Raw genomic sequence first — 22,783 nt, 5'->3', positions numbered from 1 at the left:
GTATAACCGGAGATTATCCGGCATAATAAAATACTGTGAACCATTTTTGTGAAAAATGGTTTTCTTTGCAGAGTTATAAATTCAGTATCACTAAAATCTAGTAATTTATGTTCAACGAAAAAAGAAGCAGCATGTTGCACGGTGTCTTGTTGATAACACTGTTCTCTTGTGCGGCGTTTTACATTGGTGAGATGTCTTTTGTGAGAAGCCTCTCCTTCAGTCCGATGATTGTAGGTATCATTTTGGGTATGCTTTATGCTAACAGCTTGCGGAATAATCTTCCCGAGACTTGGGTACCGGGTATACAGTTCTGCTCGAAAAAAATTCTGCGTATTGGTATTATCCTGTATGGTTTCAGACTGACTTTTCAGGATGTGCTGGCTATCGGATTGCCTGCTCTGTTGATTGATGTTATTATTGTGGTGGTGACTATTTGTGGCGGTATTTATCTTGGTAAGTTATTGAAAATGGATAAGGGCATTGCATTGCTTACTTCTATTGGAAGCGGTATCTGTGGGGCTGCCGCCATTCTCGGTGCGGAGTCTACTATTAAGGCAAAACCTTATAAGACGGCAGTGGCCGTTTCTACCGTAGTAATCTTCGGAACTATCTCCATGTTTTTATATCCTTTCCTCTATCGGAATGGAATTTGTGCGTTGACTCCCGACCAGATGGGAATCTATACAGGTGCCACGCTCCACGAAGTAGCTCATGTGGTGGGAGCGGGTGACGCTATGGGAAACGGTATTTCGGATTCGGCGATTATCGTGAAGATGATTCGGGTGATGATGCTGGTTCCCGTGCTTCTGATTACTACTTACATGGTGGCAAGAGCGAGAAAGAGACAGGCACAGAAAGGACAGAAATTTCAGAAGATTGCCATTCCCTGGTTTGCAATCGGTTTTATGGGAGTTATCGCTTTTAATTCTTTTGATTTGCTGCCTGCGCAGTTGGTTGCGGGAATCAATACCTTGGATACTTTCCTGCTGACAATGGCAATGACTGCACTTGGTACGGAAACGAGTATTGATAAATTCAGAAAGGCGGGGGCAAAACCTTTTGTACTGGCACTTCTTCTTTATATCTGGCTGGTGGTAGGCGGTTATTTCCTGGTGAAGTATCTTGCTCCTTATTTAATGTAACATATTGTGTTTAATGTAACGCATTCATTGTTTGATATAATATCGCAGAACGAATTTCAGAAATAAAAAACGGGCTTATGTCGATTCTTTGAACAATAATCCTCAGAATCAGTGTAAGTCCGTTTTGGGTGGTGGTACTTTGACAAGTACCTATCTAGTTGTTATAAGGGCATATTTCCATGCTTCTTGGGCGGATTCGTCTGCATCTTGTTCTCCGTCATTTCCAATGCCTGAATCAGACGTTTGCGGGTTTGTCTCGGATAGATGATTTCATCGATGAATCCCAGTTCGGCAGCTTGGTACGGGGTGGCAAACTTTTCCTTGTAGGCTTCCAGTTCTTTCGCTTTCGTTTCTTCATCGGCTTTGCGGAACAGGATATTGATTGCACCGTCCGCACCCATTACTGCGATTTCCGCGCTTGGATAGGCGAAGTTTACGTCGGCACCGGTCTGCTTGGAGTTCATTACGATATAAGCACCACCGTAAGCCTTACGGGTGATAACGGTCAACTTGGGAACGGTAGCTTCTGCAAATGCGTAAACGATTTTTGCACCGTGGCGGATGATACCGTTGTTTTCTTGCGTGTATCCCGGAAGGAATCCCGGAACATCTTCGAATGTAATCAACGGAATGTTGAAACAGTCACAGAAGCGGATAAAACGGCTTGCCTTGTCACTGGCGTCAATATCAAGCACTCCGGCAAGATAAGCGGGCTGATTGGCGACGATACCTACCGAACGACCAGCCAGACGTGCGAAACCGATGAGGATGTTCTTTGCAAAATTCGGCATAACTTCGAAGAAATAGCCATTGTCTACCACCCGTTCGATGATATCTTTCATGTCATAAGGAACATTCGGGTCTGTCGGGACGATAGTGTCCAGAGTAGCGTCTTCACGGTTGGTTTCATCTGTACAGTTCTGCTTTTTAGTCTCGTCCATATTGTTCTGCGGCAGGAACGAAAGCAGTTCGCGGATACTCATCAACAGTTCTTCTTCGGTGTTGCACATAAAATGAGTCACTCCGCTTTTGCTGCTGTGAGTCATGGCGCCACCCAGCTCTTCCTTGCTGACTTCCTCATGGATAACGGTCTTCACTACATCGGGCCCCGTCACAAACATGTGGCTCTTTTCTTTTACCATAAAGATAAAGTCGGTGAGGGCGGGGGAGTAGCAGGCACCGCCGGCACAAGGACCGAGAATAGCGGAGATTTGTGGAATCACACCGCTTGCCATTGTGTTCTGATAGAAAATATCCGCATATCCCGAAAGGCTTTCGATACCTTCCTGAATACGTGCGCCGCCTGAATCGTTCAATGCGATAATCGGAGCACCGTTCTTTAAAGCCAGTTGCTGTACCTTTACAATCTTCTTCGCGTTGGATGCGGAAAGCGAACCACCGTAAACGGTGAAGTCATAGGCGTAAACGAAAACTTGGCGACCGTCAATCTTTCCGTAACCGGATACGATGCCGTCTCCCGGAATTTTGTTCTTGTCCATGCCGTAGTTGGTGCAACGGTGAACCATCAGCTTATCCAATTCGACAAATGTTCCTTTGTCGAGCAACATCTCGATACGTTCGCGGGCAGTCATCTTGCCGCTTTCGTGTTGCTTTTCTATTTTTTCTGTGCCACCCCCGAGGGAAGCGATGCGGTCACGTTCCTGGAACGTGGTATATGCTTTGTTTATTTCTTCCATGATGCAATCCTTTTTTAGTTTATGCAATCGGTTCTAATGTTATTAATGTCTGGTCACCGGTGATGTTATCACCTTCCTGAACCAGAATTTCTTTGATGCGGCAATCCGAAGTCACTTTATAGTTGCTCTGCATCTTCATGGCTTCGATAACGATAGCAGTGTCTCCTGCTTTCACTTCCTGTCCTGCCGTAACGGGGATTTTTACTACTTTCCCCGGCATGGGGGAAGTGATGCGGTCGTTCTGTTCGTTTTCGCCTTTCTTGCGCATACGCAGGTATTTCGCCTGACTGTCTACGATTTCGACATTGAAACTGCTGTAATGCGTGTTCACTTTATAGCTTTTCCCGTTTTCCTTGCGGATGAGCTGCGCGTTTGCACTGCGACCGTCCATAAGGATGTTGCAGGTTCCGTTTTCCGCCATTACCACGTCCGCTTCAAACGGTTTTCCGTCAATGGTAAGTATCCCTTTGTTATCTTCCTTGCTGACCAGTTCCACTTCGGCCACTCGGTCACCTATATGAATTTCCATAATTAACTGCTTTTTAAATTTAGATACGAAGTACGCCTTTATGCAATCCGAATTCTTTCCATTTGCTGATAGGACGGTTGTCGGTAGTGTCACCGCTGTTCTCTTCAAGATTCATCAGATAGTCCATGTAGGCGGCAATCAGTGCAATATTCTCGGCACGTTCGCTGGTGCGCATAATGCATTGGTGCAGGTGTTCACCGTTCTTGGTGATGAATCCGGTATCGTAATGACCTTCCACAAAGTCGGGCGTATCCATGATAGCGCGCAAGTAACTGATATTATTCTTGACTCCGGTCAGCTTGTATTCATGAAGCACGCGACGCATCCGTTCGATAGCATATTCGCGATTGGTAGCCCATACAATCAGTTTGCCAATCATTGGGTCATAATAGATGGGAATCTCGTATCCCTCGTATACATAGCTGTCAATACGCACTCCGATGCCGTTCGGCTCTGTAATCTGCTTAATGATTCCGGGACTTGGCATGAAATTCATTTCCGTATCTTCGGCACAGATACGACATTCGATAGCGTGTCCGCGCTGTTTGATATCTTCCTGTTTCAGTTGAAGCATCTGTCCGTCGGCAACTTTGATTTGCTCTTTCACAAGGTCTACACCTACTACTTCTTCGGTAATCGGGTGCTCTACTTGCAGGCGGGTATTCATTTCAAGGAAGTAATAATTGCGGTGTTTGTCAACAAGAAATTCGATGGTTCCCGCTCCGATATAGTTTACTGCTTTGGCGGCTGCCACGGCTTTTTCCCCCATATCTTTCCGCAATTCCGGAGTGACGAAAACCGAAGGTGTTTCTTCCACAATCTTCTGATTACGGCGTTGTACGGAACATTCGCGTTCGCAAAGATGAATTACGTTGCCGTGCTTGTCACCCAAAATCTGGAATTCGATGTGATGAGGCTCTTCCACGAACTTCTCCAGATAAACCGTGTCGTCGCCAAAAGAAGAGAGTGATTCACTTTTAGCAGTTGTGTAGGCTTCTTCCACTTCTTCCGCGCTGTGGATAAGGCGCATCCCTTTTCCACCGCCACCCATAGAAGCTTTCAGCATCACCGGATAACCGATTTTATTGCAAAGCTCCACGGCTTCTGCCACACTTTTCAGGTTTTCTTGTGTGCCGGGCACAACGGGTACTCCGGCTTCAATCATCCTGATACGGGCGGAAATTTTGTCGCCCATTGCTTCCATTGTCTCCGGATCGGGTCCGATAAAGATAATGCCTTCTTCCTGACAACGCCGTGCAAAATTAGCATTCTCGGACAGGAATCCATATCCCGGATGAATGGCGTCTGCATGGTTCGCTTTCGCCACTTCGATAATTTTTTCTATATTCAGATAACTCTCTTTAGATGCGGCGGGACCTACACAATATGCTTCGTCTGCATAAAGCACATGCTTTGCAGTCCGGTCTGCCTCGGAGAATATCGCTATACTCGTTATTTCCATCTCCCGGCAGGAGCGCATCACCCTTACGGCAATCTCACCGCGATTGGCTACTAAGATTCTTTTTATCATACTTTTTTAAATTAAGTACATACTTATTTTATGCCTTTCCACCTTGCGGACATATTCCACCCGGTGAAAACACAGTATTTTATTGATTTGGGGCTTAACAAACGATGTTCTTTCTCCTAATCCACGAGGCGGAAGAACGTTTTACGCGAAGTGGCAGGTCTTCTGACTGACTCTTGTCTTATTTGCCTTCCCGATAAAAAAACATCAGTGGCGTCAAATTAGTTCATTAATAAGACATTGAACAGAGTTTCACAGCAGCGGGACTGTTCGGGATTTGCACCCGATTCCCTATTAATCGTCGTCCGTTGGCTACGGATTCCGAACCATTTCGACGGCAAAGATAAATAAATATTGAATAGAGTGTAGCCTTTTTGCACGAAAGTTGCTTTTATGTGCAATGGACGGCTGTCCAGATATTAGAAACGAAAGACGATAACTGCAAGTGGATTAAATAGTTAAATCTGTGTGTATTATTGTTTATCCTTTAAACTTTCTTTCTTTTCGTATTGTTGAAGTAGCAATTATTAATCAAAACAGTAATCAATTATGAAAGAGAAGAAAGTAGCCCGTGAGGAAAGGAATAAAGAGAAGCTGGCTAATGCCGATTGGGCAATGGCAGAGTTTTATGCAACATGGAGTCCTCATTGCCAGCGTATGAAACCTGTCGTTGAGGAATTTAAGAAACTAATGGAAGGAACGCTCGAAGTAGTGGAAGTAGACGTAGACCAGGAAACTGCCCTTACAGATTTCTACACCATCGAATCAACGCCTACATTTATCCTTTTCAGAAAAGGAGAGCAACTTTGGAGACAATCCGGCGAACTTACTTTGGAAAGGTTGGAAAGAGCCGTGAAGGAATTCAAATCTTGAAAAAGTATTAATAAAAGAGGCGTTATTCCTCGGAAAGTTTTAAATCATGTTATGAAACATACTTTTTTATTTGGATAATTTGCAGATAATCGGAAAGTCCGTATCTTTGTACTGTGTTTTTCATAGTATTAGATTTAAGGTTAACAAAGGTTGGAGCAAGGCGTTGCTCCTTTTTTTATGCCCATACCTCACTTTCTACTAAATAATATTGATTTTTACGGGATTGGATAATGACTGCTACACTTGAATGTTTATCTTTGTGGATAATATAATATCCGATACTATTTCATTAAAAAACTACTAATAAAAAACTGATACTATGAACATCGACTTTATCACGCTTACCAAAGACAACATAGGGAAAGAACATATCTGCTGCGCTTTCTCGGATAAGAAATGCCAGGAAAGTTATAACCTGAAAAAAGAATGGCTGAAGAAGCAATTTGAAAACGGGTATGTTTTTCGTCGTTTGAATGAGCGTGCGAAAGTATTTATCGAATATGGCCCGGCCGAAAACGGGTGGGTTCCTGTGAAGGCTGACAATTACCTGTTGATAAACTGCTTTTGGGTAGCTGGGCAGTATAAAGGAAAAGGGTATGCGAAAGCTCTGCTCCAAACTGCGATAGAGGACGCTTTGCAGCAAGGCAAGGATGGTTTGGTGACAGTGGTAGGAACAAAAAAGTTTCATTTTATGAGTGATACCAAATGGCTGTTGCGACAGGGATTTGTTGTTTGCGAAGAGCTTTCGACAGGATTTAGTCTGTTGGTGAAGAAATTGAATGTTGATGCTCCGAATCCGACGTTTAATGAATCTGCACGAACAGGAGAGTGCCCTGATAAAAAGGGTATCACTGTTTATTTTTCCAACCGTTGTCCGTTTGCGGAATTTCATGTGATGAGTTCTTTGAAGGAAACCGCCGCCAAAAGAAATCTGCCTTTGGAGATTGTTAAACTGGAGACAATGGAGCAGGCACAGGCTGCACCTACTCCGGCTACGATATTCAGCTTGTTCTATGAAGGCAAGTTTGTCACAACGGATATCAGTGTTTGTATGGATAGCCGTTTTGATAAAGCGATAATAGGGAAATAAGCTAATTCAGTCTCAATTCATGCAAACATGCCTGTACTTCTTCCGGACTACCGGTATGTTTGCCTTCGTCGTCGGATAGCTTGATACATTCCCGCCATTCCTGATTGACGTTCATCTTGCATTGTGTCATCTTCATAACGATGTTTGAAGGCTCGAATCCGGTATCATTGGTGAGATTTGTCCCGATGCCGAAGGAACAACGAATTTTGTTCTTGCAATATTCCTGAATCTCCAGTGCTTTTGTGAAATCGAGGGCGTTGCTGAAAACGATAGTCTTGGTGGTCGCGTCGATTCCCAGTTCTTTGTAACGGGATACCAGACTGTCTATAAACTCAAATTCATTACCGGAATCGCAGCGGACACCGTCAAACAGTTTCGCCTGTTTACGGCTGAGATTGCTGAGGAAGATACCGGAAGTATAAGTATCGGATAAGGCAATGCCCAAATCACCGTCATAGACATTCACCCAGTTTTCGAGCGCCATGTAGTTGGCGTGTTTATATCCGAATTGCGCTCCATGAAACATGAACCACTCATGCGGATGAGTACCCATCATTTTCATGTCGTACTTCATTGCAAAATAGCAGTTGGAAGTGCCTGTGCAATACTGCGCCGTTTCTTTTAATTTTTCGATGACCGTTTCCTGTACATGGACAGAGAATCTCCGCCGCGTACCGAACTCCGAGAAACGTAACTGATGTTGATTGGACAATTCCACTTTCTCCGATAATTTGCATAAGATTTTGTCCATATCGGCTACATTGCCGAAGAACTGGTTCTTAATTTCGGATACAATGGCAAGCAAAGGTACTTCATAAAGGGTAGCTTTATAGAGAAAATCATTGACTTCGATGTGAAGATGATGCGCCTCATCCAAATGTATCTTGATTTTATCCGGATCGAAGCGGAAAGATGACAGCCATTCCCAATAAACTCTCGGAAGGAACCGACAATTCCGTGTCATATATTCCAGTTCTTCTTCTGTAAGTCTTAATCGACTTAGCTTATCAATTTCATGTTTAAGTGTCTCCAGGAATTCTTCAGTATATTCAGTCTCATTTCTATCATGGAAACTGAACTTCCCCATTGCATAGGGAAATAGTTTGATATAAGCGTACGATGTGGTAAACTTATAGAGGTCTGTATCCAGTAGTGTTCTAACAATCATTCCGTTCGCTCTTTATATTAAAAACGTTGTAAAGTTAGTATTTGTTGAACGAAATAACAGTTTGGTTGCTGATAATTCTTTCTTTTTCAGTAGACTTCTGTTTGAATCTCTGATTTTATAACTAATTTCGTGGCGATTATGTATTAAAAAAGAGATGTTAGGTATGAAAAAGGCTTTGATATATGGCTGCGCATTACTGTTGCTATCATGCGGCGGAAAGACCGGAGGGATTTCGCAGTCCTCTTCCGTAGAACAAGAAAATACTTCGGACGGATTCTCTCCTGTGGTTGCAGAAGCTTTTTCTATGGATTTTTATAAGGGAAGTGACTGGCTTGTTCCCGATACGCTTTCCGGGGCGTTGCGGAAAGAGCCGGAAGCCGCTTCCTTAAAGGAGTATATACCCGACAGTATTTGCAAGAAGCAGATTGATGGCGTGGAACGCTATTTCTACAAGGGCACATTGATGAATGGAGCTTACAAGAATTTTTATTTCCGTTCTACGGATTCTTTTATGTCAGAACCCTATTATTCGGTAACTGTTTATAAGGACGGAATAAAAAATGATACAGTATATCATTACAGCATATCTTCCCATTGCATGGTAGACCGTTTTATCACCCTCGACAGTATTCATGAACTTTATCAGTCTTATAATTCCAACGGAAATCCCCATATCTTCTATCAGGCTACACGGGGCAAACTCGACGGAGTGCGTCAGCGGTGGTATTACGATGGAAAGCCTGACTGGTTTGAGCACTATAAAGACGGGAAACTTCACGGAGAAGAAAGGAGATGGCACGCGAACGGACGACTGTGGCAGATTAATCATTATATTGACGACCAGGAAGTATTTCCAAGCGAATGTTGGTATTACGCCCATACTGAAGATAGTTACAATAATCCCAACAACGTAAGTAAAGTTCCCGACTTCTACGAGTATAAATATCAGGCGTCAGAGGGACATCCTCTTTATTACGTTGAGGAAACTTATGCATTGGAAGACGGCGAGAAGAAATATCTCCTTAAACGGAAATATTTTGAAGAAGGAACCGACGAACCGATATGCTTCACAGATGGCAGATGTGATTCCGTGAAACGTGGTATTGTGACAATCGGTTCTCAAAAGCGGTTGGAAATAAGAGATTACTCCGGTGGGCGGCTGTGCCATTTCGCGAGCTATCCGTATTCGGAGAAAGGTGCGCCGGGTGTTATAATCGAAAACTATTCCGAAGACGGCAATCGGATAGGAAAGAGTATGTATGACTATCATAGTGGGAAAATGATGCCTGTACGTCTATATGACAGTACAGGAGCAGACCTGAGAAAACTTGAATTCAGTGAATACATGGCTGCGAAAGCGGATAGCTGCAACACGCAGCTTGACCTTGGCAAAGGGCGATATACAGACAGTAAAGCCCAATTGTCCGTTCGGTGGAAAAAGGGAACTCTTGCACTGCTGAATTCTCCACTGGAAGAGGACGAAGACGGATTTAGAAAATGGTATTATGATGGTTACCAGTCTGATTACGGTTTACATTTCTTCCATTTTTCCGGGTTCGAAAGCTGGGGTTATTTTGCGATGAGCGATGCCACTGGAGAAGTTTACAAATACAATGGAATAGATACTCCTTTGTTCTGTGGAAAATCCGGCCTTTTCCTTGTCGTTGATGAAAGTCCGTACGAGGGCGGGTGTTATGTCCGCGTTTACAAAATGCTCAGTGAAGGGCGTTTGGCAGAAGTTGCCGTACTTGATAGAGGGGGACTTGCTTACACTGATGTTGATTTGGTAGACTTTGCCTGGGTGGGTGAAAGTTCATTCATAGCAAATAAAAGGACTTCAGATGATGAACTTCAATATGATTTTTACGGAGAGTGCACGGACAGTTGTCTGGAAGAGTACAGGAAGTATGGTTATCTGCAAGGCGATGAGGACGGCTGGGGATATGTGCGCGTCGACCTTCGTCCTGCTTCCTTGCAGACTGAGCAGACTCTTTCTTCTTCCTTGGCGGACATTGAAGAAATGAATGCGTGGATAAAATCATTGTGAAACGTTAGTCAATAAGTCAATCCGACTTTCACGGTGAGGGAATGGTGTGATAATTTTTCCTTAAATTCAGTGCGGAAATACGGGTCGGTTTGTTTCTTTAACCGTTCCAACTTCTGTATTTCATAGCCTAACGCTACATTCATTTTCAGCTTTTGAGTAAGTCTTAGTTGTGCCCCCACGGACGGCGAGAGATAAAATCCGCCGTTTGTTTCTTTGGCGGCAGCGAATGAGCCGCCGATATTACATTCCAAATAAGGAGTCAGCTTCCTGGGTTGGGTAATGAAGAACTGTGCGTTGGCATATAGCGGGATAAGCGCTTTCTCATAGACGGATAAACCACTGCCGGCACCGACGGTAAACCGCTGATTGATGTGATAATGAGCAATGACTTGTCCGATGAAAGGTGTACACGAAGGTTGGCTCATGGAGAACCCGGTTCCGATAGATACAGTATAAGAGAAATGTTTGTTATCTGTCTGTCCGTTGGCGTACATTGCGATGAGGGATAACAGAATAAAGGTGAGTGTTGACTTTTTCATTATAGTATGTATATCGTTATGCTTTTGACAATATGTAATGCCGTTGTGAGCGAAGAAGTATCTTCTGTTATATCCCCGTTGCTTCCATCCGGGCTGCTATGTCCGATTAACTTAGCTGCAAATACTTTTTCACCGGAAGTTAAATCCACTTCTGCTGCATAGACAAGGGCAGGCTGCCCGCTTCCCTCTTTTCCGCCGGAATAATGGGTGTCTCCTTCTTCGGCGGATTTCGGATATGCATCATTGAAATCTGTGGAATGATTGATTTCTACTTTGACAATGAACTTCTTTACCTTACCCGTGGGAGTCATCCGTACATCAAAACTGCCTTTCGGAGTTGCTCCGCTGACTCCGTCGGTGAATGGCGATTTCTTTGTCGGAAGATACAGCCCGTCTTCATATTGAACACCTCTCTGATGACACCAATGCGGTAGAGCCTCTTTTCTGCGGTTTCCACTGGAAGCTTGCCAGGATTGAGTGGCTATTTTATGCGTCACATAAATAGTGGATAAATAATGTCCTTCCATATCTTCCGTCCAAATGGCAATTTGTGGCGGATTCTTCTTATTAATACCTAAGAATAGCGGAAAGTCATGCATCCATTCCTCACCCTTTTCGATGGATATTTTGAGGTCGTCGGTGTTGTACTCTATTAATTCCTGGTTGCATCCGCTATTAATCAATAGAGGGAGGAACCATAATCCCATAATCGTCATTTTATTCATTTCGTTAAAGTTGTTTTTTGTAGCCAAAGGTCTACAAGTAAATTAATCCCTTCTTCCAGTTGTTCCCAACCGGTTTCTTGTTGTATTTTAAGTCCGTTATATGCCTGGCAATTTTCTTCGAGTAGCGCCAGATAGCTGATAGCCGCTGTGATAATGGAAGCTACGGCGGCAGTTTCCTTTTGCGGATGCTTTGAAAGCCTGCTAACAGCTTCTATCAGCCAGAGTCCTTTTTCTTCCCGCTTGTCGCGCAGCTCTTTCACGAATTTGTTGTCTGTTGAGAGCTCCCAGCGATATAACCGTTTCAAAGTATAACTTTCCCGCAACCGGACGATTTGTCTTTTGAATATTTGCTTGATAAATTCAGATAAATGTTCTTTATCCGGCAATTCTTCATTAAAGTTAATCCAATAGTCATTTTGTTGGATATAGGCTGCTATCAATCCGTCTAATGAGTTAAAATAACGATAGATAAGCATTTTGGAAACTTTAGCCTTGGCTGCTATTGCATTGATGCCTAATCCTTCGAAGCCACTTTCCTCGATGATGTCATCGACGGCTTTAATCAGGGTAAGTTCCGTTGTCTGCCTGTTTTTGATAATCTCTTTTTCCATACTTTTATAGTCTTGTTACTGGTTGGTCACAAAGGTATGTTTCCTATCGGTAACATGGAGAGGAAAAAGAGTTTTTTTTGATGCGGCTACTCTGAATTTAGAAAAGAATGATAAAATATGGGGGCGGGGGGAGAATTGTATGCTCAGTAATGCGATGCAATAACTAGTTTGTGGCAATGCATTGTTTAAGAAGCCAGGCTTCATCAATTATTTATTCAACCTGCGATTCAGTTTTCGTTTGACTTAAGTCAAACGATAGCTTAACTTAAGTCGAACGCTCGCTTGAGTTAAGTCAAACGAAAACCGAATAGGCAACGGGGAAAATAATTCATGCGAATGAATATCTTATTTGTAGTTAATAAGATGTTTCTCTATTATGATAATTCCACGGTTGGATTATGAGAGGTCAGTCCGCCGTCTACGACGATTGTTTGTCCGGTGATATACCGGGCGTCGTTCGAGGCGAGAAAGGCAATGGTGGCTGCCACATCTTCCGGTTCACCCAAATAAGGCGTGGCACATTGTCCCAAAAAGATGTTGCGGACATCTTCATTCAGATTATCCAGGGCGGCGGGAGTCAGTATCAGTCCGGGCGCTACGGCATTGCAACGGATATTCTTTTTGCCCAGTTGGGTGGCGATATATTTAGTCAGGTTGATGACACCTGCTTTGCTGGCTCCGTATAAAGTCCCGTTGGCGTCGGCGGTCATTCCGCTGATGGATGCTACGTTTACGATATTTCCACCGCCGTGCGCCACCATGATAGGAATTACTTGTTGGGAAAGATACATGGTGCAGCAAAGGTTCAGGTGAAATACTTCGTCGAAGTAATTAATATCCAGTTTCTCGATACCCAGGTCACGTTTCGGGTCGGTTCCGCCTACGTTGTTAATCAGTATATCCACTTGCCCGTACTCTTTCATTGCAAAATCAATCAGCTCTTTACAGCTTTGCAGTTCGGTAGCGGAGAAATAAATGGGACGTACGTCAGCCCCCGATTGAGTGAGTTCGGCAGCGAGTTGCTCTGCTTTTTCTTTGGAGTGGTCGGCAATGACTACTTTGCCGCCTTCAGAAACAATACGGCGTGTGGTTGCCTCGCCAATGCCGCCGGCAGCACCGGTGATGATGACTACCTTATTTTCGAATCTATTCATATAATGGGAATTTGATGGTTACCTTCTATTTTAAACAAACAGGCGGGAGATTTGTTACTCACCTTAAACTCTCTTTAATAAGATTCGCCAACCAGTTTGAAAACTTTTGCATCTCTCCTAGTTTTCTACTCCTATATATTTAAGAAAATTGTTAAATGTTAACGCCACTCTACTTATATGTTAATCGGATTCCGATTCTATTAAACCATGTTATAAGATACCCCGTTTTGCCCGATAAATTTGGAAATAAGCCGAAAGTCCGTATCTTTGCAATGTGTTTTTCATAGTATTAGATTTAAGGTTAACAAAAGATTGGCTGTCTGGGATAGATAGCCTTTTTTTATGCCCTTAAATTTGGGCGAAGATTTAAAATAGTGAGTATTGGTTATTCTTCAGACTTTTCATTTCCCGTTCTTTCACCACGTCGTTTTCTGATAAATGCCCGATAAGAAGCGGAGAATTTTTATCATGCTTCTTCATATTATATTCTGCGGTGTTGTAATTGCCTTTGATTGCATAGCAATAGATGCACCCGTTGAGGCAACTTTCATACGTACCGATGTCGATGCTTTCGATGCAGTTGCAGATACTCCGTTGATTCTTGTCTTTCTTGGCAAGAATCGGACAGCCGATAATTCTTTCTATCAGTTCTTTGTCGATACACAGCCCACTGGGGATATTCAGATGTCTCAAATCCACTTTAGTGGTGCAGGTATCTAATTGGACGGTCGGATACGCATCTGTTGTTTTCCTGAAAGAAACAGCCATTTCTTCAATCTCTTCTTTTGTCAAAGGATTGATGTTGAATTGTCCTACCGCATTGCGGATATGCTGATAATGGTCGATGAATCCCAGCATACATTTTTCTGTATGGTCTTTAAGTCCGTCGGCTATTTGTGCAAATGCTTCTTTATGGAAAGCTACATTAAACTCTGTATTTGTTAATATCGGGTCATAACGCCAGATGACTTTCTCTTTTCCAATCTTGTCGGAGAGCCGTTTGAAAGTTTCTATTCGTTTGGCGATAGAGGGCAGGTTGTTTTCCAACTTTTCGTCGTAAGGGTTGAGAGTGAACTGGAAGTAGTATTTATAATCCTGCAATTTATCCAGTTTGTCAATCATCGGAGCCGGATTCTTTGTCCAGAACACGATACAGTCTACTACGGCAGGGTCGAGGTTGACCTTGCTAATCATCTTTGGATTGAAAGGATTAGGCACTAATACATATCTCTCTTTAATCCGGTTGAAAAACCAGGATGAATAAAATGCCGGAATATCCGTCCGGCGGCTGGCACTGATTATCATACTTCAAAGTTACGTAAAATGAATCTTATTTATCCTCTTTTGGGCAGAAAAAAGAATGAAGCCTGTTTCCGGACTATGCGGCAAGCAATGATTGTGAATGAATATGTTAAATGTTAACGTATGAAGTCTGAAATGTTAATGCGCTTTCGAGAGTATTAAACCGTGTTATATTATCACCTGTTTTCACTCTGAAATTTGCTATTTACCCGAAAGATAGTACCTTTGTAATGTGTTTTTTTCATAAGTATTAGATTTAAGGTTAACAAAGGATTGGTTGCTCGCGATGAGTAGCCATTTTTTGTTTTTATACTTCTTGTGATTGTTTATTCCTCAACCATCGCCAATAACATCTAGGACTTTCCTGTTCTTTTTTAACTTATCCGATATGCATTGTTTGGTTATAACAAAAAACGATTTTTATTGTTATAGTACGAAAGACTTAATAAACTGAACATTATGAAGAAAAGAATCTTGTTGTTAGGGGCACTTGTAGGTGCTTTCTTGTTGGTTTCTTGTTCGGGAGGGAACAAGAAGCAGGTTGCGTCTTCGGCTACTCCTGAAGAGTTGGACGACGCCAGTAAAGTGATAAACTATTATCATACGTCACTCATTGTTTTGAGGCATGTAGCTAATGCAAAAGATATAAATGCAGTATTGGGATATATGGAGCAGACGGGAAAAGTACCCGAAGTAGCTCCGATTGCGCCACCGGAAGTCTCGGCCAGAGATACTGCGGAACTGATGAATCCGGGTGTCTACTTCAATGATGAAGTCCGTCAGAATCTGATACAGAATTACAGGGGATTATTTACTTCGAGAGCACAGTTCTACGCTAATTTTGATAAATTCCTGTCTTACCGGAAGGATAACAAAAAGGCGGAAACCACTAAACTTTTGGAAGAGAACTATCAGTTGAGCATAGCGATGTCCGAATATAAGCAAGTGATTTTCGATATATTAAGCCCTCTGACGGAACAGGCGGAAAAAGAACTTCTCGCTGACGAGCCGTTGAAGGACCAGATAATGGTTATGCGTAAAATGTCGGGCACCGTACAAAGCATCATGAACCTCTACTCCCGTAAACACGCAATGGACGGCATGCGGATTGACGTGAAAATGGCAGAATTGAAAAAGGAACTGGAAGCCGCAAAGAAACTTCCTGCCGTTACCGGTTATGATGAAGAATTGAAAAACTATCAGAGTTTCCTTTCCTCCGTAGAATCCTTTATGAAGGATATGCAAAAAGCCAGAGACAAAGGCGCCTACTCGGATGCGGATTACAACTCAATGTCTGATGCCTACGAATACGGCCTTTCCGTTATTTAAAGAAACAGCTTCCTGCTATCTGCCACCATTGGCATGATAGCGGGAATTATTGTTAATAATATTTATATCCTATATAAATCAGTTGTAGTCTTGAATTCGTTCAAGACTTTTTTATTTTCTTTCCCATAACTTTGTTGCCATAAAACTAAACTATTTTATGAAATAGGAAAAGATAACCAAACCCTGTATGTTATGAAGAATCTGCAATTAACTAAACTAGGCTTTTTACTTTTTCTCATCCTGCTGTGTGGATGTAGTGGCAACTTTGTTATTGACACTCCTGCCGAGGCGGGTAATTCTTACGAGTCCGATGTCCATGTCCTGAATAAATTCGTAGACATCAGCGAACCCTTCAAATAAAAGAATGTCCCATTTTTACAATACATAATCCGGCAAACTTTCTACTTTTGCAGTCGTAACTTAAAAAACGGTTATAACTTAAAAAGTAGAAAATCTGCCGTATGCAATCATTTCAAATTATCACTCCTGTTTCCGTATTGGCTCCTTATATCCGGCATTACTGGATATTGCAGGATGATGCGGCGGATACTGTTTCCGAGCGGACTCTGCCTATCGGTTGCATCCAACTTGTGTTTCACAAAGGCAAACGGCTCTTTTTGCAGAACGAATCGCGGTTGCAGCCGCAGTCGTTTGTTTGCGGGCAGTCGGTCGGCTTTTCCGATGTGGTGTCTATGGGAAGGATAGAGATGATAACAGTTGTCTTTCAGCCTTATGCGGCAAAGGTGTTGCTTCATATTCCCGTCAATTTGTTTCACGGGCAGAATGTGTCTATGGATGAGGTGGGAGATACCGGACTCTCGGACTTATCGAAACAAGTTGCTGATACTCCCGACAATACGGCTTGTATCCGTCTGATAGAACAATTCTTTCTCCGTCGTTTATATTCTTTTTCCGAATACAATTTGAAGAGAATGTCCGCTGTCTTTCAAGAAATCAATAGTCAGCCACAGATTCAAATCTCGCAGTTGTCGGAAGCGGCTTGCCTGAGCAACAAGCAGTTCGGTCGGGTTTTCGCCGATTACGTGGGGACGACTCCTAAAGAATTTATCCGTATTGTGCGTATGCAGCGTGCGCTGTTCCTGTTGCAACAGAATCCGGCAGTTCCTTTCGCCCGGCTTGCCTATGAGTGCGGATTCTCCGACCAGTCGCATATGATAAAGGAGTTCAAGCTCTTTTCAGGCTATACGCCTGCCGAATATCTTGGAGTCTGTGCTCCCTATTCCGATTATTTCTCCGAACTTTAGAAGATGTCCCTTTTTTCCTATCAGGGCCCGACGGGTTGCCCTACTTTTGCAATGTCTTTGCAAAGGCTTAGTAGTAACCATAAAAAAGAAACAAAATGAAAAAGTTTATTGCATTTTTCGAGATTCCTTCTGTTGATTTTCGTCGGGCTGTCGATTTTTATGAAACGGTGCTGGATGTGCAACTTCCGGTTTTTGAGTGTGAAGAAGAAAAAATGGCGTGTTTCACCGAAGAAGGGGAAACGGCCGGAGCTATTTTCTACGCGCCGGATTATCTTCCTTCGGAGAAAGGGGTGATTATCTCTTTTAATTGTGAAGATATTACCCTGACATTAGACAAGGTGCTTCAGAAAGGTGGAAAAGTCGTGATGCCTAAAACGAAAATAGAGGTAGAAGGCAGAGGATGGTTTGCCCTGTTTACCGATAGTGAGGGAAATAGAGTAGGGCTTTATGCCGACAGATAACTGATAAAACAGATAAAGGAGAGGAAGATTATCTGTACATCGTAATTCCCATTCATTGAGAATGGAATGGGTAAGTTAATGCAGGTGTGCCAGGACAAAACGGCGCACCTGCATTTTATACTTCTTATTCCATTTTATTCCACCGGAATATAAATCTCCGTCAACAACTCTTCGGGAGCCGTTTTGCACGGGTCGTTCAGATAACGTTCGGCACTGGCTTCGTCGCGCAACGTACATTCCATTTCGGGCAGATATTTTCCGTAAATAGTGTCATACACTGCTTGCAGGTTGTCGTACGGCCCTTTATAAAGGAAAATAGCATAACGTCCGGCAGGAAGCGTCTTGAATCCTACGTCACCTTTAGGCGCTACCTGAACAGGCATTACCATACATACATCTGTACGCAACTTCTCGGCAGGTGTCACTTTGGGGTCGTCGTGATAGATGCAAAGTGGGCTGAAATCCCCCATTGGCAGGTTTTGTTCTTTGATAAACTGCCACAACCGTCCCCAGGTGCCGCCATAATCATTTAGTTTGTAGTCGCCGGACAGACGAATATAAATCACATTTCTTGCAGGTACGTTCTTAATCTCACTTTTCAGTTCCAATTCCGGTCTGATAATCGCTGGTTTCATAATTACAAAGTTTTTATTGTTTCGATACTCTAAAGGTGAAATCCCATAAAACTGCCTGAATACTTTCGACAATGAAGAGGGAGACGAATATCCGATGCGATAGGCAATATCGGCAATCGGGATATCCGAGTAGCGGAGCAGGCGTGCGGCAGCTTCTGTCCGCGTCCGGACAATAAACGTACCAATCGGTTCACCGAGAAATGCTTTCATTATCCGGTGAAAGTAAAAAGGAGAGAAATTAGAAACCTTGGCCAGCGATTTTAAATCAATATCTTCTCCTAAATGCTGATTGATATATTCCACTACGACATTTACGCACTTTTGGTACTCTTCTTTCGTTGTTTTCTTCTGTTGCATAGTTTGATTGTTATTTCACTTTGCAAAGGTACTGGTAAAAAAGGGAACAGACTTGTCCGATATTGCTTATTTGTAGAATATCTATTTGTTGACGATGCTTTTCTATTTCTTTGTTTGATAATTTATTTAAATATTTTGTGTCATTACTGTCCCGTAAAAGTGGATAAATAGTTCTTTGAAATAATTGAAATATAGTCTATTAGATACTACTTTTTAGGCGCGACGATTTGAAATCATACCTTTGAGGTCAATTAAGGTGACCTCAAATGAACCAAGATAAATATGTTTTCGCTCAGTTAGTAGAATTCTTGAACAATGATAAGTTCAGAAGACTTGTAGACAAGTATGATGGCAATCGTTATGTGAAACATTTCACTTGCTGGAGTCAGTTACTTGCAATGATGTTCGGTCAACTCAGTAATCGTGAAAGTCTTCGTGACTTGATTGTAGCTTTGGAAGCACATCAAGGAAAGCGTTATCATTTGGGATTGGGTCGTGAGCCCATTGCCAAAACTACGCTTGCATCTGCCAATCAGAATCGGGATTACAGAATCTTCGAAGATTTTGCTTTCTATATGATGAAGGAAGCATGTGAAAAACGATCGACTCACATCTTGGATATTCCAGGAAGGAAGTATGCGTTTGATTCCACTACGATTCCTTTATGTTTGGCTACATTCCCTTGGGCGAAGTTCCGTAAGAAAAAAGGTGGAGTTAAGGCTCATGTCCTTTATGACATAGAAGCACAACTTCCAGCCTTTTATACAGTAACTACAGCATCCAGGCATGATTCAACAGAAATGTCCGCAATTAATTATGAGCCAAATGCTTATTATATATTTGACAGAGCGTATGACTCGTTTAAAGAACTTTATCGGATTCATCTTACAGGTTCTTTCTTTGTAGTCAGAGCGAAGTCTAATCTGAAATGCAAGTTCTGTAAATGGAAGCGTAGAATGCCGAAGAATATCCTTTCAGATGCGGAAGTGAAACTGATAGGGTACACTTCTGAAAAGAAGTATCCTGAATCATTCAGAGTCATCCGTTTCTATGATGAAGAGGATGATCGTGAATTCACATTCCTGACGAATGCCAAACACATATCTGCACTTGATGTTGCCAATCTTTATAAGAAAAGATGGTTCGTGGAACTTTTCTTCAAATGGCTGAAACAACACCTTAAGATAAAAAGGTTCTGGGGTACTACCGAGAATGCGGTTCGAATACAGATTAGTGTTGCTATCATCACCTATTGTTTAGTAGCTATTGTCCAATATGATATGCAACTGAATCGTTCAACTTATGAGGTCTTGCAGATTCTTAGCATCTCATTAACAGATAAAACGCCTTTACAAGAGCTGTTTAATAAGACTAATTTCAATGATGTCAAAGAACAATTTAATCCCCTTATTCCGGGATTATTTGATTAATTAATAACTCGTCCCGATTTTAACGGGACACTAGTGATTTTGTGTATTTAAGTATGGTATAAATGTATATAAAATGACCATATTTTTAACCGTTTGCGGTGATATGGATTTTGATGTTTTAAATAATGTCAAAACCTGGAATAAAAAACGCTCTTTTGATTATAATCTATTGCTAAAATCGCTATATTGTAACCAAATTATTAAATAAATAATAGCCATGGATAAAAGAATAGTAGGGACGAACGCCGGAAAGGTCTGGTGCGCCCTAAAGGAATTTGGTGAAATTTCAATACCAGAATTGGCGAGAAGATTAAACCTTAGCGTAGAGAGTACAGCATTAGCTGCCGGTTGGCTGGCAAGAGAGAACAAAATTTGTATTCAACGAAAAAATGGATTGATAGCTTTATCCGACGAAAGCACATTTCCTTTCAGTTTTGGATAGTATGGATTTTGTAAAGAGATGTCTTTGATGTTCTATTAACTTATAATATAAAATGTCGATACAAAATACTATAAGTTAAGTTCGGACTTGAAGAGGTTAATATTTAAAAGAGGGTGCGTGGTCGCCCTCTTTTGTATTTATAGATGGAGATTCAAAATAAAATTTGCTACCTTTGTGATGTAATTGATTGATAAACCAACAATATTCATCTATTTATGAAACTCTGTATATAGCTGCGCTCAACGAATAGCATACTTTTTTAATAAGGCTATTCAGCTATCCGACAGGCAACTTTCCGCCTGTCAAAGAGTTTTATATCCATTTTTATAAACTTGCGAAACTGTGTACTGCTATGAGAATGTGGTATGCTGTATCGTGTTATTTTTAAGTTGAGCGATGAATTATACATATAAGCAAATATGGCTCATTAACTTTCCTGTGATGATGAGCATACTTATGGAACAATTAATCAATATCACCGATGCTGTCTTTCTGGGGCATGTGGGAGAAGTCGAACTCGGAGCGTCCGCACTTGCCGGAATCTATTATTTGGCCGTTTATATGCTGGGCTTCGGGTTCAGTATCGGGATGCAGGTGATGATTGCCCGTAGAAACGGGGAAAAGCACTATAAAGAGACAGGGCGTACCTTTTTTCAGGGCTTATATTTTCTGTCAGGGTTGGCAATCATTCTTTGCCTGCTGCTCCACTTTGTCTCTCCCTTAATCCTGCGACAGTTGATTACTTCTGATGAAATTTATCAAGCAGTGATTCAGTATCTGGACTGGCGTAGCTTCGGACTGTTATTCTCATTTCCTTTTTTAGCTTTACGCTCCTTTCTGGTAGGGATAACAAATACCAGGGCGTTATCCGTAGCAGCCATTACAGCTATCTGCATCAACATCCCTTTTAACTATTTACTAATTTTCAAACTGAATTTTGGCATATCAGGAGCAGCTATGGCTTCTTCTTTAGCAGAGCTTGGAGCCTTTGTCATTCTTCTATTATATATGTGGACGAAGATAGACAAAGTGAAATATGGATTAAAAATAGTCTACGACAGGAAGTTGTTAATGAAATTATTAAGACTTTCAGTTTGGAGTATGCTCCATGCCTTTATCAGCGTTGCTCCCTGGTTCCTGTTCTTCGTAGCTATCGAACATTTGGGAAAGACAGAACTTGCCATCTCCAATATTACCCGTAGCGTGTCTACCGTTTTCTTTGTGATAGTCAACTCTTTTGCATCCACCACCGGTTCATTAGTCAGCAATCTGATTGGGGCAGGGCAGGGGAAAGAACTTTTCCCCGTCTGCCGTAAAGTTCTTAAATTGGGTTATGCTGTGGGACTTCCATTGATAGTGCTAGCTCTTTGGGGCAATCAATGGATTATCGGATTCTATACGAATAATGATTATTTGGTAAAACTGGCCTTCTGTCCTTTTATAGTCATGTTGTTGAATTATATATTTGCATTGCCCGGATATGTTTATATCAATGCTGTTACGGGTACGGGAAAGACACAGCTTGCATTTGTTTTCCAATTAGTCACTATCCTGGTGTATCTGATTTACCTGTATCTGTTGAGTGAATATTTCCATGCTTCCCTCACTGTGTATATGACGGCGGAATACCTGTTTGTTATTCTCCTGGGAATACAATCCGTTATCTACTTAAAGAAGAAATCCGGCTAGAATATGTACTTTTGCACTTTCAATACTAGATACATTCTCAAAATGACTGAAGATATAAAGAATAAACTTTTGATGTGTGCGGAGATTTACCATTGCGCAGACTTTATAACAAGCGACCCGGTACAATTCCCTCATCGCTATACGCTGAAACAGGATATTGAAATCAGTGGCTTGCTGACCGCAATTATGAGTTTCGGCAATCGCAAACAGATATTGAAGAAAGCGGACGAACTGCACAGGTTGATGGGGGATTCGCCTTATCAGTATGTACTGTCCCGCCAGTGGGAGGTCGATTTCCCTTCGGGAGTAACCAGTAGCTTCTATCGTATGCTGTCGTATGCCGATTTTTATGGATACTTCCGGCGATTATATGCAGCCTATACACAGTTTGAAAGTTTGGAGGAAGCCTTGAATACGTACTTAGGAATACCTATGGAAAAGTTGTGCTCATTCCTTGAAGTATCCGCTAAAAGTCCTCAAAAGAAACTCAATATGTTTTTGCGTTGGATGATTCGCCGGGATTCGGCAGTTGATTTTGGAATTTGGAAGAGCTTTGACCGTAAAGAACTGATTGTTCCTTTGGATACACACGTCTGCCGGGTGGCCCATTATTTCAAGTTGACGGATACAGAAACCTTCTCTCTAAAAAATGCCCGTCAGATAACGGCAGCATTGGCTGAGGTTTTCCCGGATGACCCTTGCCTGGGCGATTTCGCCTTGTTCGGCTTAGGGGTGAATGGGGAGATTTAATGCCTGACCTGATAAAATGA

General features: G+C 42.2%; 22 protein-coding genes and 1 riboswitch. Of the genes, 12 read left to right on the top strand and 10 right to left on the bottom strand.

The genetic code is table 11. The features are described from left to right. Nucleotides 1-107 precede the first annotated feature (107 nt). On the top strand, nt 108-1,142 hold the full coding sequence (locus ACGHVY_RS14260) for a YeiH family protein (protein ID WP_390599504.1): 1,035 nt from the start codon (nt 108-110) through the stop codon (nt 1,140-1,142). Between the two features lie 161 nt (nt 1,143-1,303). On the opposite strand, the gene ACGHVY_RS14255 is transcribed toward ACGHVY_RS14260, so the two are convergent. Genes ACGHVY_RS14255 through accC form a run of 3 tightly spaced genes read right to left on the bottom strand, consistent with a single transcriptional unit; the run spans nt 1,304 to nt 4,899 of the window. Then, a complete protein-coding gene (locus tag ACGHVY_RS14255; RefSeq protein WP_390599503.1) occupies nt 1,304-2,839 on the bottom strand; it encodes an acyl-CoA carboxylase subunit beta in 1,536 nt (511 codons plus the stop codon). Between the two features lie 19 nt (nt 2,840-2,858). Further along, on the bottom strand, nt 2,859-3,368 hold the full coding sequence (locus tag ACGHVY_RS14250) for an acetyl-CoA carboxylase biotin carboxyl carrier protein subunit (protein WP_390599502.1): 510 nt from the start codon (nt 3,366-3,368) through the stop codon (nt 2,859-2,861). A 19-nt stretch (nt 3,369-3,387) separates the two neighbouring features. Then, nucleotides 3,388-4,899, bottom strand: coding sequence for an acetyl-CoA carboxylase biotin carboxylase subunit (accC, locus tag ACGHVY_RS14245; protein ID WP_390599501.1), 1,512 nt, complete (start codon nt 4,897-4,899; stop codon nt 3,388-3,390). 134 nt (nt 4,900-5,033) lie between these two features. After that, nucleotides 5,034-5,242, bottom strand: a riboswitch (cobalamin riboswitch). Between the two features lie 203 nt (nt 5,243-5,445). Between accC and ACGHVY_RS14240 the strand changes: the two genes are divergently transcribed. Together ACGHVY_RS14240 and ACGHVY_RS14235 are read left to right on the top strand one after the other, a co-directional pair. Further along, complete coding sequence (locus tag ACGHVY_RS14240) at nt 5,446-5,769, top strand: thioredoxin family protein (RefSeq protein ID WP_390599500.1); 324 nt, start codon at nt 5,446-5,448, stop codon at nt 5,767-5,769. A 319-nt stretch (nt 5,770-6,088) separates the two neighbouring features. Beyond that, the gene (locus tag ACGHVY_RS14235) at nt 6,089-6,859 is read left to right on the top strand and encodes a GNAT family N-acetyltransferase (protein ID WP_390599499.1); all 771 of its coding nucleotides are present in this window, start codon (nt 6,089-6,091) and stop codon (nt 6,857-6,859) included. A gap of 1 nt (nt 6,860) precedes the next feature. On the opposite strand, the gene pncB is transcribed toward ACGHVY_RS14235, so the two are convergent. Next, nucleotides 6,861-8,027 (bottom strand): nicotinate phosphoribosyltransferase, encoded by a 1,167-nt coding sequence (gene pncB / locus ACGHVY_RS14230; RefSeq protein WP_390599498.1) that lies wholly within the window; start codon nt 8,025-8,027, stop codon nt 6,861-6,863. 163 nt (nt 8,028-8,190) lie between these two features. On the opposite strand from pncB, the gene ACGHVY_RS14225 reads away from it, so the two are divergent. Beyond that, the gene (locus tag ACGHVY_RS14225) at nt 8,191-10,074 is read left to right on the top strand and encodes a toxin-antitoxin system YwqK family antitoxin (RefSeq protein ID WP_390599497.1); all 1,884 of its coding nucleotides are present in this window, start codon (nt 8,191-8,193) and stop codon (nt 10,072-10,074) included. Between the two features lie 8 nt (nt 10,075-10,082). On the opposite strand, the gene ACGHVY_RS14220 is transcribed toward ACGHVY_RS14225, so the two are convergent. The 5 genes from ACGHVY_RS14220 to ACGHVY_RS14200 all read right to left on the bottom strand — a co-directional run bounded on the left by ACGHVY_RS14220 (nt 10,083) and on the right by ACGHVY_RS14200 (nt 14,408). After that, on the bottom strand, nt 10,083-10,613 hold the full coding sequence (locus tag ACGHVY_RS14220) for a hypothetical protein (protein ID WP_390599496.1): 531 nt from the start codon (nt 10,611-10,613) through the stop codon (nt 10,083-10,085). Further along, a complete protein-coding gene (locus tag ACGHVY_RS14215; protein ID WP_390599495.1) occupies nt 10,613-11,338 on the bottom strand; it encodes a hypothetical protein in 726 nt (241 codons plus the stop codon). Before ACGHVY_RS14215 ends, ACGHVY_RS14220 begins: the two co-directional genes overlap by 1 nt. Next, nucleotides 11,335-11,949 (bottom strand): TetR/AcrR family transcriptional regulator, encoded by a 615-nt coding sequence (locus ACGHVY_RS14210; RefSeq protein WP_390599494.1) that lies wholly within the window; start codon nt 11,947-11,949, stop codon nt 11,335-11,337. Before ACGHVY_RS14210 ends, ACGHVY_RS14215 begins: the two co-directional genes overlap by 4 nt. 374 nt (nt 11,950-12,323) lie before the next feature. Further along, nucleotides 12,324-13,103, bottom strand: a complete 780-nt coding sequence (locus ACGHVY_RS14205; protein ID WP_390599493.1) for an SDR family NAD(P)-dependent oxidoreductase — start codon at nt 13,101-13,103, stop codon at nt 12,324-12,326. Between the two features lie 366 nt (nt 13,104-13,469). After that, the gene (locus ACGHVY_RS14200; protein WP_390599492.1) at nt 13,470-14,408 is read right to left on the bottom strand and encodes a DUF1848 domain-containing protein; all 939 of its coding nucleotides are present in this window, start codon (nt 14,406-14,408) and stop codon (nt 13,470-13,472) included. A gap of 456 nt (nt 14,409-14,864) precedes the next feature. Between ACGHVY_RS14200 and ACGHVY_RS14195 the strand changes: the two genes are divergently transcribed. The 4 genes from ACGHVY_RS14195 (at nt 14,865) to ACGHVY_RS14180 (ending at nt 17,460) form a co-directional block, all read left to right on the top strand. Continuing rightward, nucleotides 14,865-15,734: a DUF6845 domain-containing protein gene (locus tag ACGHVY_RS14195; RefSeq protein WP_390599491.1), complete on the top strand. Its 870-nt coding sequence runs from the start codon at nt 14,865-14,867 to the stop codon at nt 15,732-15,734. 192 nt (nt 15,735-15,926) lie between these two features. Continuing rightward, entirely contained in the window at nt 15,927-16,094 is a 168-nt protein-coding gene (locus tag ACGHVY_RS14190) for a hypothetical protein (protein ID WP_390599490.1), read from the top strand. A 101-nt stretch (nt 16,095-16,195) separates the two neighbouring features. Next, nucleotides 16,196-16,999: a DUF6597 domain-containing transcriptional factor gene (locus ACGHVY_RS14185; RefSeq protein WP_390599489.1), complete on the top strand. Its 804-nt coding sequence runs from the start codon at nt 16,196-16,198 to the stop codon at nt 16,997-16,999. 95 nt (nt 17,000-17,094) lie between these two features. After that, nucleotides 17,095-17,460 carry a VOC family protein gene (locus tag ACGHVY_RS14180; protein WP_308747227.1) on the top strand — a complete coding sequence of 122 codons (366 nt, stop codon included), beginning with the start codon at nt 17,095-17,097 and terminating at the stop codon, nt 17,458-17,460. 134 nt (nt 17,461-17,594) lie between these two features. On the opposite strand, the gene ACGHVY_RS14175 is transcribed toward ACGHVY_RS14180, so the two are convergent. Continuing rightward, entirely contained in the window at nt 17,595-18,452 is an 858-nt protein-coding gene (locus ACGHVY_RS14175; protein ID WP_390599488.1) for a GyrI-like domain-containing protein, read from the bottom strand. 266 nt (nt 18,453-18,718) lie between these two features. Here ACGHVY_RS14175 and ACGHVY_RS14170 point away from each other — a divergent pair, with 266 nt between their 5' ends. The 4 genes from ACGHVY_RS14170 (at nt 18,719) to ACGHVY_RS14155 (ending at nt 22,763) form a co-directional block, all read left to right on the top strand. Beyond that, nucleotides 18,719-19,882 carry an IS4 family transposase gene (locus tag ACGHVY_RS14170; RefSeq protein ID WP_002561845.1) on the top strand — a complete coding sequence of 388 codons (1,164 nt, stop codon included), beginning with the start codon at nt 18,719-18,721 and terminating at the stop codon, nt 19,880-19,882. 217 nt (nt 19,883-20,099) lie between these two features. After that, a complete protein-coding gene (locus ACGHVY_RS14165; RefSeq protein ID WP_390599487.1) occupies nt 20,100-20,324 on the top strand; it encodes a winged helix-turn-helix domain-containing protein in 225 nt (74 codons plus the stop codon). A gap of 396 nt (nt 20,325-20,720) precedes the next feature. After that, nucleotides 20,721-22,013: an MATE family efflux transporter gene (locus ACGHVY_RS14160; protein WP_390599486.1), complete on the top strand. Its 1,293-nt coding sequence runs from the start codon at nt 20,721-20,723 to the stop codon at nt 22,011-22,013. A gap of 42 nt (nt 22,014-22,055) precedes the next feature. Further along, entirely contained in the window at nt 22,056-22,763 is a 708-nt protein-coding gene (locus tag ACGHVY_RS14155; protein WP_390599485.1) for a TIGR02757 family protein, read from the top strand. Nucleotides 22,764-22,783 lie beyond the last annotated feature (20 nt).

This window comes from Bacteroides sp. f07 (assembly GCF_042854785.1).
Taxonomy (GTDB): domain Bacteria; phylum Bacteroidota; class Bacteroidia; order Bacteroidales; family Bacteroidaceae; genus Bacteroides.
The sequence above is the reverse complement of the archived record's forward strand: the minus strand, read 5'-3'. Positions and strand labels throughout refer to the sequence as shown.

Bases quoted from the DNA above. Each gene is read 5' to 3' on its own strand.
- ACGHVY_RS14260 (WP_390599504.1), top strand. From the start codon at position 108: ATGTTCAACGAAAAAAGAAGCAGCATGTTGCACGGTGTCTTGTTGATA.
- ACGHVY_RS14255 (WP_390599503.1), bottom strand. From the start codon at position 2,839: ATGGAAGAAATAAACAAAGCATATACCACGTTCCAGGAACGTGACCGC.
- ACGHVY_RS14250 (WP_390599502.1), bottom strand. From the start codon at position 3,368: ATGGAAATTCATATAGGTGACCGAGTGGCCGAAGTGGAACTGGTCAGC.
- accC (WP_390599501.1), bottom strand. From the start codon at position 4,899: ATGATAAAAAGAATCTTAGTAGCCAATCGCGGTGAGATTGCCGTAAGG.
- ACGHVY_RS14240 (WP_390599500.1), top strand. From the start codon at position 5,446: ATGAAAGAGAAGAAAGTAGCCCGTGAGGAAAGGAATAAAGAGAAGCTG.
- ACGHVY_RS14235 (WP_390599499.1), top strand. From the start codon at position 6,089: ATGAACATCGACTTTATCACGCTTACCAAAGACAACATAGGGAAAGAA.
- pncB (WP_390599498.1), bottom strand. From the start codon at position 8,027: ATGATTGTTAGAACACTACTGGATACAGACCTCTATAAGTTTACCACA.
- ACGHVY_RS14225 (WP_390599497.1), top strand. From the start codon at position 8,191: ATGAAAAAGGCTTTGATATATGGCTGCGCATTACTGTTGCTATCATGC.
- ACGHVY_RS14220 (WP_390599496.1), bottom strand. From the start codon at position 10,613: ATGAAAAAGTCAACACTCACCTTTATTCTGTTATCCCTCATCGCAATG.
- ACGHVY_RS14215 (WP_390599495.1), bottom strand. From the start codon at position 11,338: ATGAATAAAATGACGATTATGGGATTATGGTTCCTCCCTCTATTGATT.
- ACGHVY_RS14210 (WP_390599494.1), bottom strand. From the start codon at position 11,949: ATGGAAAAAGAGATTATCAAAAACAGGCAGACAACGGAACTTACCCTG.
- ACGHVY_RS14205 (WP_390599493.1), bottom strand. From the start codon at position 13,103: ATGAATAGATTCGAAAATAAGGTAGTCATCATCACCGGTGCTGCCGGC.
- ACGHVY_RS14200 (WP_390599492.1), bottom strand. From the start codon at position 14,408: ATGATAATCAGTGCCAGCCGCCGGACGGATATTCCGGCATTTTATTCA.
- ACGHVY_RS14195 (WP_390599491.1), top strand. From the start codon at position 14,865: ATGAAGAAAAGAATCTTGTTGTTAGGGGCACTTGTAGGTGCTTTCTTG.
- ACGHVY_RS14190 (WP_390599490.1), top strand. From the start codon at position 15,927: ATGAAGAATCTGCAATTAACTAAACTAGGCTTTTTACTTTTTCTCATC.
- ACGHVY_RS14185 (WP_390599489.1), top strand. From the start codon at position 16,196: ATGCAATCATTTCAAATTATCACTCCTGTTTCCGTATTGGCTCCTTAT.
- ACGHVY_RS14180 (WP_308747227.1), top strand. From the start codon at position 17,095: ATGAAAAAGTTTATTGCATTTTTCGAGATTCCTTCTGTTGATTTTCGT.
- ACGHVY_RS14175 (WP_390599488.1), bottom strand. From the start codon at position 18,452: ATGCAACAGAAGAAAACAACGAAAGAAGAGTACCAAAAGTGCGTAAAT.
- ACGHVY_RS14170 (WP_002561845.1), top strand. From the start codon at position 18,719: ATGAACCAAGATAAATATGTTTTCGCTCAGTTAGTAGAATTCTTGAAC.
- ACGHVY_RS14165 (WP_390599487.1), top strand. From the start codon at position 20,100: ATGGATAAAAGAATAGTAGGGACGAACGCCGGAAAGGTCTGGTGCGCC.
- ACGHVY_RS14160 (WP_390599486.1), top strand. From the start codon at position 20,721: ATGAATTATACATATAAGCAAATATGGCTCATTAACTTTCCTGTGATG.
- ACGHVY_RS14155 (WP_390599485.1), top strand. From the start codon at position 22,056: ATGACTGAAGATATAAAGAATAAACTTTTGATGTGTGCGGAGATTTAC.